The 14,180-nt window shown below is 39.6% G+C and carries 9 protein-coding genes; all 9 read right to left on the bottom strand.

Going from position 1 to position 14,180, the window contains the following annotated elements:
* Window positions 1-100 precede the first annotated feature (100 nt).
* On the bottom strand, window positions 101-1,372 hold the full coding sequence (locus AC5JM2_RS27875) for an acyltransferase domain-containing protein (RefSeq protein ID WP_495838121.1): 1,272 nt from the start codon (window positions 1,370-1,372) through the stop codon (window positions 101-103).
* Window positions 1,373-1,449: 77 nt separating this feature from the next.
* Complete coding sequence (locus tag AC5JM2_RS27870) at window positions 1,450-3,348, bottom strand: acyltransferase domain-containing protein (protein WP_495838119.1); 1,899 nt, start codon at window positions 3,346-3,348, stop codon at window positions 1,450-1,452.
* Between the two features lie 144 nt (window positions 3,349-3,492).
* On the bottom strand, window positions 3,493-4,563 hold the full coding sequence (locus tag AC5JM2_RS27865) for an HAD-IIIC family phosphatase (RefSeq protein WP_495838117.1): 1,071 nt from the start codon (window positions 4,561-4,563) through the stop codon (window positions 3,493-3,495).
* A gap of 33 nt (window positions 4,564-4,596) precedes the next feature.
* Window positions 4,597-5,751 (bottom strand): acyl-CoA dehydrogenase family protein, encoded by a 1,155-nt coding sequence (locus AC5JM2_RS27860; RefSeq protein ID WP_495838115.1) that lies wholly within the window; start codon window positions 5,749-5,751, stop codon window positions 4,597-4,599.
* A 47-nt stretch (window positions 5,752-5,798) separates the two neighbouring features.
* Window positions 5,799-6,050 (bottom strand): acyl carrier protein, encoded by a 252-nt coding sequence (locus tag AC5JM2_RS27855; RefSeq protein WP_495838113.1) that lies wholly within the window; start codon window positions 6,048-6,050, stop codon window positions 5,799-5,801.
* Between the two features lie 47 nt (window positions 6,051-6,097).
* Window positions 6,098-6,952 (bottom strand): 3-hydroxyacyl-CoA dehydrogenase family protein, encoded by an 855-nt coding sequence (locus tag AC5JM2_RS27850; protein WP_495838112.1) that lies wholly within the window; start codon window positions 6,950-6,952, stop codon window positions 6,098-6,100.
* Between the two features lie 53 nt (window positions 6,953-7,005).
* Entirely contained in the window at window positions 7,006-7,236 is a 231-nt protein-coding gene (locus AC5JM2_RS27845; RefSeq protein WP_210613560.1) for an MbtH family protein, read from the bottom strand.
* 258 nt (window positions 7,237-7,494) lie between these two features.
* Window positions 7,495-8,823, bottom strand: a complete 1,329-nt coding sequence (locus tag AC5JM2_RS27840; RefSeq protein ID WP_495838110.1) for an MFS transporter — start codon at window positions 8,821-8,823, stop codon at window positions 7,495-7,497.
* Window positions 8,816-14,017 carry an SDR family NAD(P)-dependent oxidoreductase gene (locus AC5JM2_RS27835; protein WP_495838108.1) on the bottom strand — a complete coding sequence of 1,734 codons (5,202 nt, stop codon included), beginning with the start codon at window positions 14,015-14,017 and terminating at the stop codon, window positions 8,816-8,818. Before AC5JM2_RS27835 ends, AC5JM2_RS27840 begins: the two co-directional genes overlap by 8 nt.
* Window positions 14,018-14,180 lie beyond the last annotated feature (163 nt).

Here is a 14,180-nt window from a genome sequence, read left to right as displayed (position 1 = left end):
AAACTCGGGTTTCGTTAAAACTAGGGCAAGAAAGTAACACGATTTTTCTTCTTTTTTTCGTAATAATAAGGGCTTGAGGTTTCGTACTGAGTGTGAAAAACTAATCAACTTTTTTTGGTGCAAGATGCGAGTCAAGCCAGAGCTGACCTAAGATGTTAAGTATGAATGCAACATCCGATTCTTCTTCATACGGGTGGCTTAACGAAGAAAGAACGATTTGTCCAGCCGCACGTTCTGGATGCTGCACCGCCATAGCACTCAACGTCCGCCCAGGAGCAACTTGTAGCAATATCCGCTCTGGTTTTTTAAAAAGTTCTTGCAAACCTTCGCAAAAGCGCACAGTTTCGCGCATATGTCTAGCCCAATAGTTTGGATCTGTTGCTTGATCCGTTGTAATCCAAGTCCCGGTAACGCTAGAAATATACGGTATTTGAGGTGGTCTAAGAGTCATTTTTTCTACATAAGATTTAAATGGCTCTATGATGGAGTCCATTTCCTGTGAGTGAGGAGCATGGGAGGCATCTAAAGGAAGACACATCACATCCTTCTGGCTGAGTCGATCCTCTAATTCCTCTAAAGCTTTTGCGGGACCTGAAACAATGCAAAGGTTTGGCCCGTTAATTGCAGCTAGGGATATCTCGCCTAAAAATGGGCGCACTTCCTTCTCTGAAAGCTCAATGGCAAGCATGGCTCCACTAGGCAGTTCTTGTATAAGTCGTCCACGCACAGCTACTAGTTTTAATGCATCTTTGAGGGAGAAAACGCCAGCCAGAGTTGCTGCAACGTATTCACCAAGGCTATGACCGATCATTGCTTGGGGAAGCACGCCCCACTCTTGCCATAACTTAGCTAAAGCATACTCAATCACAAAGAGTGCTGACTGTGCAATCAATGTTTGTTGAAGTTGCTGCGTGGCAACGTTTATCTGTTTTTCATCAGGATATATTATGTTGCGAATGTCTAAGTCCAAATCAGGCTTTAAAAATTCTGAGCAGATATCAACTTGTTCCCGAAATGTCTTCTCAGTTTGATAAAGTTCCAATCCCATATTTACATACTGCGCTCCCTGCCCTGGAAACATAAACACAATAGGTCGCTCTTCGGACTCTTGGAAGCGTGTAAAAACTTTTTTGGAATCGAGTGTTTCAAGGGCAGTCACAGCATCACTAAGGTTATTGCAAACAAGCATTCGACGATGCTTAAAAGCTTTTTCATGAACTTGATAGGAGCCAGTAATATCAACAAAGTCTTGGTTGGTAGATCGCTTTAAGTGTTCAATCAGGTTTGTGGTTTCCGTCTCTAAAGCAGAGCTTGTTTCTGCACAGAGTACTAACAAATGCCAAGAACGAGGTTTTTCTAAAGTTTTATTCATTTGATTCTCCTGAAGATATAAATTCATTATCCAAAATTCTCTGTTGCGTATTATTACCACTTAGCGGCTTGATGTGCTTATTTTGAATCAGAGATAGTTGTTGATGTAAAAGACCCCACCTGTTCTTGGTTTAAAGTTTTTGTTTCTGCTAGAACTTGCTCTTCAATAACTGATGCTAATTCGGCTACAGTTGGATTTTTAAATATAGCAATCGTAGGAATGTCTGTTGGAAATATTTTTTTTAACTGGGAAATAATTTTTATAGCGACTAAGGAATTACCTCCCAAACTGAAAAAATTATCATAAACACCGACTTGTTGAATACGGAAAATTTTTTGCCAAATATCAGCAATCTTTTGCTCAGTATTAGACCTGGGGGCAACATAGCTATTTTGTAAGTTCAGTCGCTGACGTTGTTGTGCTATTTGAATTGATTCTTGTTCTTGTGATGATAAAACATTGTTGTCTGACTCTTTGTGAGTCTTCTGCCATTGCTCTTTTTGAGATTCTCTCCCGTGGTGTTGGTTCTCGAAGAGATAGGTAGGTAAAGGAAGTGTACTAGAATGGCGATTTCCATAGAATTTCGACCAATCCACAGACACACCAGCTAGCCAGATTTGACCCAGTGTGTTGAACGAGAACGCCAAATGCGATTGTTGGTCATAGGAGTTTGGTAATGAGGCGAGTACTAGCCGTTCTGATACTTTGGCGCTAGCTGGGTGTTGCAGCGCTAGACTACCCAAAGTTTGGCCTGGTCCAACTTCTAAGAGGATTTGAGCCGGCATTTGCCATAATGTTTCAATTCCATCAGCAAAACGTACAGTTTGACATAAATGCCTGCCCCAATAACTTGGATCGGTGGCTTCCATTGCTGTAATCCAAGTTCCTGTGACATTGGATATGTATGGAATTTGAGGAGGCTTGAGGTCAAAGCTTTTGACTAACTGGATGAACGGCTCCAAAATTGCCTCCATGACTGGAGAATGAAAAGCATGAGTAGTTTGCAATTGCCGACAAGCTATCCCATCTTTCAACAGATGCTGCTCTAATTTAGCTATCGCCTCTGTAGATCCTGCAACTACACACAGCTGAGGCCCATTGACAGCAGATAAGCACAGATGCTCTGTGAGCAGTGGCTGGAGTTCTATCTCTGAGAGGGAAACTGCTAACATTGCCCCAGTGGGTAATTGTTGAATGAGTTGACCTCTTTTAGCAACCAGAGCTAAGGTCTCCTCCAGAGATAAAACACCAGCTAAAGTTGCCGCTACATACTCGCTGATGCTGTAACCAATAAGCGCCTGAGGCTTTATCCCCCATGCCATCCACATCTGGGCTAGCGCATACTCAATGACAAACAGTGTTGGTTGAGCAATATAAGTTTGATTTAGTTTTTGAGTGTTGACATCTACTGGAGTTTGGTCACGTTGCAGCATCCGTCGTAAATCTAGCTTCTGGGAAGACATGACTGCGGCTGGATTGTTTGCTTGTCGAACTTGCTCGGCTTGTTCCTGATGAGGATAAAGTACATCTCGCAAGTCAAAACCCAGGTGAGGTTTGAGGAGTTCTGAGCAACGAGCTATATGTTCGCGAAAAGTTGGCTCAAGCTGATAAAGCTGTAAAGCCATATTGACATATTGCTCTCCTAAGCCAGGAAACATGAAAACTATAGATTGATTGTTAGTTTCTTGAATGCTGCTGTTAAAAATACGTTTGGGGTCTCTGGTTGTCAGCGCACTCGCTGCATCTTGGCGATCGCAACACACTAGTATCCGACGGTGATTAAACGCCTGACAATCAACTTGGAGAGTATAAGCTAAATCATTAAAGTTTATTTCAGAATTCTGGTTTAAAAATTCAGCTAGATTATCAGTTGTAGTCTCCAAGCCTGATTCTGTTTTGCTAGATAGCACCAGCAACTGCCACGGCAAAGCAGAGTTTGATTGTTTATTGCTATTAGAAATTAAAGAATTGTTCATTATTACCTCTTTGTAATGTTGAAATTCATTTAATATTTGCATTGAGTAATCTTAAATGAGTTATGAACTCTCTACTCTCTTCCTTTTTCTGGCAAAAACGCTGCGCGCCTTTTTTGTGCCTTTGTGGTTCGTTAAAGATACTGTTCACACAGGTAGGACTATATCTACATAATCAGGAAAAGAATATTTGTAATTTAATTGATTATCAAAAATCAAAAGATTATTTTGAGTATCAAGTTCTTTAAATCCAGCAAATTTATAAGTGATATACATCATCCTATTTCTATCATTTGAGACAAACTCAGCACACAATTTAACATTTTGATTGTTTGCCATAGATATAATATGATTGAGCATAATTGTCCCTACGCCTCTAGACATAACGCGGCAGGACATTAACAATAGTTTTATTGTCCATATAGTATCTTGACATTCAATAAGAGCTAATCCAATTTTTCCGTAACTGCCATACCTATCATCCAAGCTAGCAATTAGTAGCTTATGCTTATCTGATTGACAAAAATGGTTGAGTTCTTCGTAAGAGTATGTATAACCTGTTGTATTTAATTGGTTTGTGCGTATTGTTAATTCTTCGGCTCGTTGTAAATCCTCCTCTTTAGCAGAAGAGATGGTAAAGCGCATCTTTAGAGTAGCTAAAAACTCTTCTTTAGAACCAACAAATTCTTCCTCAACCTGATTGCGTTTTATATCGCTGAGATACATAAGTCTTCTATTTTTGGAATCCTTTGTAATAAAACGAGGATTCATTTCTGGCATATCTAGCAACTGATCGAGATGAGTTGTATTGATACACAGAACGTCAGGTAATGAAAAATTTACCTCTTCCAATTCAAATAGTTGGTCATCAATGAAAGCTATTGCATCTATTCCAATATTGATTGATTTAGCGATTTTTTGAATAGAGGAAGCTTTAGAGTTCCAATTGATTTGTGGATATATAAAATACTCATGTAATCCAAAGTCTTCCAACTTCAACATTGCTTTATTCTGTTCATTTCTGCTAGCTACAGATTGTAATATTCCTCTACTATCCAAAATTTTGATGATGTCAATGACATTATTCTGCAAGAAAACCCGATCGTCCTCTAGTAAGACACCATGCCATATAGTGTTATCAAGATCCCAAACGACACACTTGATAGCTTTTTTAAATTTTTGTTTATCTTTTGCTTGTTCAGCACTTAAATTAATCATCTTTTTAAATTCCTGTTACTAATTGTTAAGACACTAGGTTGGAGTAGATGAAAACATATATTGTTGATAACCATACTCAGCAATGGTAATCTGTTGAATCTGAGTGCTCCCTTCAATAATCTCCATAATTTTGGCGTCTCGAAAATACCTCTGAACAGAGCATTCACTACTACAACCATGACCACCATGAATTTGTACAGCATCGCTTGCCACTTTAGTCGCAGTTGTAGAAGCAAAATACTTAGCAATTGAGGTTTCCATAATTGATTTAGGATCGCCAATGTCTTTCAAGTAGCCTGCTTGATAACACAATAGTCTCGCTGCTTTCACATTAGCGATCGCCTCAGTCACCATTTGTCGAATTAATTGGTGGTCTTTCAAATAAACATCAAACTGCTTTCTTTGACTTGTATACCGAATGCAGGCTTCAAGACAGGCTTGGGCAATACCTATACAGCCCCAAGCTACACTGTACCTGCCATAATCTAAGGCAGAAGATGCTACATGGGAAAAACCAAAACCTTCTTTACATACAAGATTTTCTCGGGGAATCCGACAATTATTTAGGTGCAATTCTGCTAACATTGAAGCTCTAGTACCCAACATGCCAAAAATTGGTTTAACCAAGAGTCCTGGTGTGTTTTTTTCAACTAGAAAAGCAGTGGGTTTACCTTCACAGTGAGCAAATATCAAAAAAACATCAGCAATTTGTCCATAGGTAATCCACTTCTTTTGCCCATTTAAAACGTAAAACTCTTCAGAAACTGTTGCTGTCGTCTCCACTTTTTTAGCATCACTGCCTACATTAGGTTCACTTAAGCCAAAAGCAGCGATCGCTTCACCAGAAGCGAATTTGGGAATCCAATGCTCTTTTTGAAACTTGCTGCCCCACTTGAGGATGGCATGAGTAACCATAGAGTGAACTGTAAGCAAGCTTCGCACTGAAGAACATCCCCGTCCCATTTCTTCATTTAGGAGACCGTAAGTTATCATATCCATACCACTGCCACCTCTTTCTTTAGGCACAATGGCACCTAAATAACCTTGTTGAGCTATTCTTTGAATCAGTTCCCCCGAAGTCCGTTCTTCTTGGTCAGCCCTATCCGCATCAGGGACAATCTCTTCGTCTGTGAAGGCTCGGAATTTAGCTTCGGCCTCTTTTTGCTGAGGAGTTAATTCTATTTGCATCCCTTTTACTTAAGTGTTTACAAATGTTAAAGCTTATATTCTTTACTTCAATTCTGTGCAGATATAGCCAGCTTTTTTTCTAGAAAGCTGCTCATAGCATTTATAGTGCTGAAGTTTTCAATTTCAAGGTCTTCATTTTCAATCGTTATTTGAAACTCTTTCTCTAGAAAGAGAACTAGCTGCATAGCAAACATCGAATTTACAAAGCCAAGAGAGAATATATCTTCCCCTTCTTGAAATTCATGTTCACCAAAAGACTGAGTTAGAAATTTTTTGATTTTGTCTTTAGCTTCTTTCATTATCAACCTGCTGTAAATAGTACTTATGGGTTAACATTTTTTATTTCTCAATTGTAGGTGTAAAAACCTTGTCCACTTTTTCGTCCATGTAATCCAGCATCAACCATTTTTTTAAGTAAAGAACATGGACGATACTTACTATCATTAAAACTTTCATACAGAACTTCGATAGAGAAGAGAATCGTATCTAATCCTATCAAGTCAGCAGTTTCTAACGGTCCCATTTTATGTCCAAAACATGTTTTGAAAATTCTATCTACTTCTTCTACTGATGCTACTTGTTCTTGTAAAATAAAAATAGCTTCATTAATGGTTAACATCAAGATGCGATTCGATACAAAGCCTGGAGAGTCATTGACCAAAATACATTCTTTTTGCATCTGAGACAATAATTTTTTGGCTATCTCAATAGTTTCATTACTAGTGTGATAACCACGAATTGTTTCAACCGCAGGCTTCATTGGTACGGGATTCATAAAATGCATCCCAATAACTTTAGAGGCACGCTTTGTGACTGAAGCAATGCGAGTAATAGGTATAGCAGATGTATTAGCAGCAAAGACGGTTTCTGGCGGACAAATTGCATCTATTTTTTCGTATATATTCTTTTTAATGTGCCACTTTTCTGTAGCATTTTCTATCACAAATTCTACATTTTGAAGTAATTGATAATTTGTAGAAAACGTAATGTTACTTAGAATATCATCTGGTTTGTTGACTTTCTTATTTTTTGTGAAAAGCTGTTGGAAACGGATATTATTTTTTATTTCTTGTTTTGCCTGTTCTAAAATTTTGTCAGAAATATCTAAAAGAATTACATTATGATTAGTTTGGGCTAGGCTTTGTGATAGTCCTATCCCCATAACACCTGCGCCTATAACGCCTACAACTTGAATTTCCATAATTTATTGTGAAGGTAAATTTCCAGACAGAAAAGAATTAGCTTGAATTGAAGTTACGAGTGTGTTTTACCTGCTGACTCCTCCATTGTTTTCCGCAAGCTAAGCGGTCTCATGTCGATCCACACTTCCTTAATGTATGCTAAGCATTCTTCCTTGGAACCACTTTTACCTGCATCTTGCCAGCCAAGAGCATTTTCTCGTTCGGCAGGCCAGATAGAATACTGCTGTTCGTGATTTACAACCACTTTGTAAATTGTTTTGTCTTCTTGTTCATGTGTATTCATGGTTGTCTCCTATTAGTTTATATTTCTGCTTCTTTACCTGCTAATGCTCCCACCACCACAGGTTCGTATACTGGAATTTCAAATTTAAAAGTCTATTTTTCTTTTATTTTCTAACGTTCTCAATTCGCTCATTCCACTGACTGAATAACGTAAATTTGTCAACAAATAAGCTTTGCAGTATTTTTCCATTGTTGCCATAGTGATACCAGTCATAAGATTTTTGTGAACGGTGTGGTTTATTTACTTGAAAGCGAGAGTCTATATAATATCTGGTAAATCTTTCTCTACCAATCTAAGAGGACGATATTGGTAAGCAAGAATTGCTGCTATCATGGTTAACATTCCCATAACTATGAACATTAGACCAATACCGCGTCCTGGTCCGACACCGATAATTTGTCCCAGGCTTCCAGCCAATGGACCACTTGGAGCCATTAGGGGCTTGAAGACATTGTCGGCTAGAGGTCCAGCAACGAGATAAGCAAGGGGTAGGCAAGATTTAGAAATCATTGCTGTCAAGGCGAAGATCCTTCCCTGAACATTGGCCATGACTTTTCTTTGAAGGATGACATTAATTGAGCTGTTGATAATTGGCAAGCCGAAAAAGAAGATAAAGGCGGCGACACCAACAAGCCAAATATTAGATTTTAGCCCTATAAATGCAAGACACAGCCCGTTCAACAACATAAAGCAAAACACATTTTTCATGTTGCGCTGCGATCCTCCCCAAATGCTCACAGCTAAGCTACCGAACAACATACCACTACCACTAACAGATGTTAAAATTCCTACCACCGTAACTGAAGCAAAAGAGATTACCAAAGGGATACTTAGTACTCCAACTGTGCCAAACATAAAGCTGATAACAGCTGTTAATACCATTAACCCTAAAATTCCTGGTTTTGCCTTGATGTATCTCCAACCATCCACCACTTCAATTAACAGCGAGCTTTTTCCCGAAACATTTACATGATCTATGATCTTAGGTTTGGGGAACCGAATGTATAGCAGCGTGACTAAGGCAAAGACAAAGGTAGCTAAGTCGAACAGAATAATACCCTGAATTTTAACGCTTGCTATCAACACACCTGCTAGCATAGGGCATATCATCCGAGTCATAGATTCTCCAAGATAAACTAGACCATTGACTCGAGTCAGTTGCTGCTTGGGAACCAACAATGTCATAGCTGTCATATAAGCTGGTTGTTGGAAGGTAGTGCAGATGGAATGAACAGCTGTCACTAAATAAATATACCAGATTTCAAGGTTACCTACAAAGAGCATCAGCGCGAGTAAGCCTGTCGTTAAACCTGCAACCAAATCGCTTATAAGCATTATCCACTTTCGGTTCCAGCGATCTACAAACACACCCGCTATTGGAGAAATGATCACAGACGGTAGAGTTGCTGACAAAGAAGTGAGGGCTAAATTTGTCACCGATCCTGTTTGCTGATACACCCATATACCCAGTGCAAAGCTAGTCACACCAGAGCCAATCACTGATACCAATTGTCCAAACCAGATTGGGATAAAAACCCAAATTCCATTTAGGGTAGAGCGTTGTTTGGTATAATTTTCTTCAACCATTTGCCTGTGCTTGTTCAAGACAAACTTTTAAATGTTTTGCCAAAACCTGAACATGAGGTTCCGCCAACATTGTGATGTGTTCGCCTGGTACTTCATAAGTTTCTACTGATTTTAAAGAGTACTTATCCCAACCCATTGATGGATTATCACAGACCTCTTCTTTTGCCCGGAAGACAGTAACTTGATTACGATAGGCTTCCTGTGGCATATAAGCAAAATTAGCTTTAGTGTTAGCTTTATAAACTTCTAGGAAACCGTTAACTTGCTCTAAAGTAGCTTGTGGAGGTAATATTTCAGCAGTTTTTAACCGAGTGAGAAAATAGTTTAACTGCTCATCTGGCATCAGGGTTCTCAGAGTATCCTCTGTTATAAATAAACTCTTGCTAAAAAATCCTTCTACCATGTTCACCATCTCAATTAAGTATTGCGTATCATCCTTGTGTTCTATAGGTTTTTGGTCAGGAATTGGTGCCCAAGTGTCAAAAATGGCAAATACAGCAACCTCTTGACCTAGCTGTTGCAACTGTAGGGCGATTTCAAAAGCTACACGACCTCCGAAGGAATGACCTCCCAGAAGATATGGACCTTCTGGCTGCACAACTTGTATTGCTTTGATGTAATCAGCAGCCATATCTTCAATACTTGTGTATGCAGGAGTTTTTCCATCAAGACCTGATGCTTGTAAACCGTAAAATGGTTGGTCTAGCCCCAGACAATTCGCTAATTGGTGAAAGTAAAGGACATTTCCACCACCTCCTGGTAAGCAAAAGAAAGGTCGCTTTGAACCACGAGGCTGAATTTCTACTAAAGGAGACCAAGGTCGGGAATCTGTTGTCTGGTGGAGAGCACTGGCTAGTTTTTCAACTGTAGGAGCTTGAAATAGAGTCGCCAAAGGCAGATTTTGACCAAATTTCCGTTGAATTTGAGCCATCAAGCGCACAGCTACAAGGGAATGACCCCCTAATTCAAAGTAGTTGTCATGAATACCTACACGCTCAACACCCAAGAGTTGTTGCCATAAATTAGCAACAAGTAGCTCGACAGGAGTACGGGGAGCAACATAGGCAGTTTGCAAATTTGCTCTTGGGCGCAGTTGGGATGAATCTTTCTGTACTGAACGCTCTGTATCTTGTGTAGAACGTTCTGCATTATGTATTGATTCGAGTTTAAGCCACTGATTAATTCTAGCTTGTAAATTCCCTAATGAAATAGCAATTTGAGATAGCTTCTTGATAGAAAGAACACGTTTAAAGACCTCTACACTTTCTGTAGGTGTAATAAATAATTCAGCTAAAGTTGATTGATGATCTGTATTTTGCTGTTCTTCTTTCTCAACTGGAGAGCCTTCCCAATTTAAGCTAATCCAAGGTACAGTATTCGTGCGATTTTGCTGATAAGTAAAAGCATCCATAAAAAGGTTTGCTGCCGAATAAGCGGCAAATCCTAATCCTCCCAGAATACAGGATACGGAGGATAGTAAAAGGCAAAAATCAACCTCTTTATCATGCAAAACTTTTTGCATGACAAATAATCCATGCACTTTAGACTGAAAAAGTATTTCACAATCCGCCTTACCTATCTCTTGAATAAGTTTATCTGCAACTATCCCTGCCGCATGAATCACACCATTAATTTTGCCAAAGTATTCATATGCCTGAGCTATTGCTGCTTGCATTTGTTCAAAGTTAGCCACATCCGCGCTGATGACTAAAACCTCAGCCCCCAATTCTTCCAGAGTCTTTATTTTTTGAATCTGGCGACTTATTTTGTCCTGTTCACCATGCGTTGCTATCCATTCAGACCAATTCTCTTTGATAGGAAGACCGGAGCGTCCTAACAAGATCAGCTTGGCTTTGAATGCCTTAGCTAAGTATTTGGCGAAAGTAAAGCCAATGTTTCCCAAACCACCAGTGATCAGATAAACACCTTTGTCCCTAAACTTGGTTTTTTCATCAGTCACTGCATCTAGTTGGACGGGTTCCCATGTTTGAACCCAGCGACGATGTCCACGATACGCAACTATTAGGTCATCTGTTTTAGTGGTAAATTCTTCTATCAAATAGTCTATTAGCTTCTCGTGTTCAGTTATAGATTTGGGAATCACAACATCAATACTACGGCAAATTATGTTCGGATATTCTTGTCCAATAACTTTACACGGTCCTAACAAAGTTGCTTTTTCAGGATTTAAACTTTCTTCACCTGTCACCTCATGCAAATTGTTTGTTACTGTAATAATTTGCAGAGGATAAGTTATGTTTTGTTTATCTAAGGCTTGAGTTAGGAAAAGCAGGCTGTAAAAGCCTAAATACTGACTATTTTCAAAGTCTCGATCTGGTAAGTACGTTTGGTCATATGAAGTGACGTTCCATAAATGGGCGATCGCTTCTGGTATCCTGTCTAATTGGCGCAGTTCTTGGATCAAGGCTTCATAGTCATCTTGTTGCTGGGGATTGATTGTATATGCATTATCACTTAGTTTTGCAAACTGTTCTCCGGCAACCACTGCGATCGAATTGTGCTTTTGTTGTTCCAGTCGTGTTACAAGTTCTTTTCCTAACCCACATGCATCAACAAAAACAAGCCAACAAGTCTTTTGAGCTTGTATCTTTTCTTCTTCAAAAGGTTCAATGAGTTTAGATTGTTTCCATGAAGGAATGTGAAACCAGTCTGCAATATTTGACTCTTTGTGTATTACTTGTGTGGAAACAGGTACAAAACCTGGTTGTTCGTCAATCCAGTAACGTTGACGCTCGAAAGGATAAGTTGGCAAGGGAATCCGGTGACGCTGCTCGTGAGCATAAAAACCAGACCAGTCTACTTGAACTCCCAAAAGCCAGAGTTGCCCTAACGTATTGAGCAAGAATGCTATATCCGACTGTTGGTCTTTTGGATGAGGAAGTGAACTCAAAGCCGTAGGTTTATCTTCTTGATGCGTATAAGCTAAAGCACCCAATGTTCCTCCGGAACCAACCTCTAATAAAATGGCATTTGGCTCTTTTATTAACTCAGCAATACCATCTGCAAAGTTTGCTGTTTGCTTTAGATGCTTTGACCAATAGTTCGGATCTGTTGCTTCCGTTGTGGTAATCCAAGTTCCTGACACATTCGAGATAAAAGGAATCTGAGGTGAGTTAAATTCGATTTTTTCGATTTGCCCAATGTATTGCTCTAGAAGTGGATAGGAGGTTGCCCCCAAGGCTATCTGTTGCAACAGTTGCCCGCGAACAGCTACTTGTGTTAAGGCATCTTCTAGGGAAAATACACCAGCAAGAGTTGCAGCTACATACTCTCCAGTACTATAACCAATCATAGATTGAGGACGTATACCCCAAGACAGCCATAGCTGTGCTAAAGCGTACTCAATCACAAACAATGCTAGCTGGGAAATTTGAGTTTGTTCTAGCAAATAAGCAGCTTTTTCAGCCTGTTCTTGGTTTGGATACAATACTGTGCGTAAATCTAGTTCCTGAGCAGATTTTATAATTTCAGAACAAGAATCAACCCACTGACGGAATGTTGGTTCATACTGATATAATTCCAAAGTTTTATTTACACACAGTACTTCCTCCTGAGGAAAGATAAATATAATAGGGCGATCGCCAGGTTCTTGAAAGTTAGTCAAAACTCGCTGAGGATTTGGAGGGTCTAGTGCCTGCACTGCATCATTTAGATCTTGGCAAACTAATATTCGGCGATGGTTGAAAGCGCGACGACCTATTTGCAGTACGTGAGCCACATCGGCAAGATTTAATGTCGGGTTGTGCTTGAGGTGAGTTGTTAAATTTACTGTGACATTCTCCAGTGCAGAGCTTGTCTTCGCAGAAAGTACTAATAACTGCCAAGGGCGAGATTGACATGAGTCTATGTCTTGCCTAATGTCAACTGGTGCTTCTTCTAAAATTACATGTGCATTAGTACCGCCAATACCAAAAGAACTAACCCCGGCACGGCGAGGACCATTGTCAACCTTCCATTGTGATAGCTCAGTATTTACATAAAAGGGGCTGTTATCGAAGTCAATTTGAGGTGACGGTTCTTCAAAGTGCAAGCTTGGTGGCAACAAACCATGTTTCAGTGCCAGGACAGTTTTGATAAAGCCAGCAACACCAGCTGCCGTATTTAAATGACCGACATTAGTTTTTACTGAACCAAGGGCACAAAAGTGTTTTTTCTCAGTATGAAGTGAGAACACTTGTGTTAATGCTGCTACTTCTATTGGATCACCCAAGGGAGTTGCTGTCCCATGAGCCTCAATATATGTAATTGTCTCAGGTTCAACCTCAGCCGTCAGTTGAGCTGCTCTTATAACCTTTGCTTGACCATCTATACGAGGTGCTGTATAACTAAGTTTAAAAGAACCATCGTTATTAACAGCGGAACCTTTGATCACAGCAGAAATATCGTCTCCATCTGTGAGAGCATCTTCCAATCGCTTTAACACTACAATACCCACACCATCACCACCGATAGTTCCCTTTGCTTTAGCATCAAAAGTACGGCAGTGCCCATCTGGAGAAGTAATACCCCCTTCTTGGTAAAGATAGCCTTCTTTTCGATATAAACCTATAGAAACGCCGCCAGCCAAAGCCATATCGCATTCACCACTTAGCAAACTTTGACAGGCTAAGTGAACAGAGACCAATGATGTTGAGCAGGCAGTTTGAACTGTGTAACTGGGTCCTTCCAAGTTAAGTTTATAGGAAATGCGTGTGGTGAGAAAATCTCTGTCATTTCCAATGGAAATTTCTAAATCACTAAGCGAACTTGTAATGTTTTGATTTGAATAAAGGTTGAGTAAATATTGGCTAAACCCAGTACCAGCGTAAATACCAATCGAACCTTTGTAAGACAGAGAGTCATAGCCAGCATTTTCCAGGGCTTCCCAAGCGCATTCTAGAAAAAAACGATGTTGCGGATCGGTAATTTCTGCTTCTTTTGCATCAAAACCAAAAAACGAAGCATCAAAAAGTTCTATATCTTTTAATACTCCAGATGCTTTCACATAGTTAGGTTTACTCAATACATCTGGATCTATTCCTGAAGCCAGTAACTCCTCATCAGTAAAAAAAGAAATTGTTTCTACTCCTTTCTGGAGATTGTCCCAAAAATCATTAAGATTTTTAGCTCCAGGAAAACGACCAGCCATGCCAATGACTGCTATTTCTAAACCAGTGTTTTGATTAAAGGGCATAGGATTATCCATGATTGGTTGTTCTAACTCCTGATACCAAACTGCGTTCTAAACCGTAACTTTCAAATGGCGATAGTTCTTGATGAAACTAGACAATCAAACTTTTTAAATTACGCTTTTGAACGCGAATTAGTATGAGATTAACTAACTTAAGACAGCTTGA

Source organism: Brasilonema angustatum (assembly GCF_059505445.1).
The sequence above is the reverse complement of the archived record's forward strand: the minus strand, read 5'-3'. Positions and strand labels throughout refer to the sequence as shown.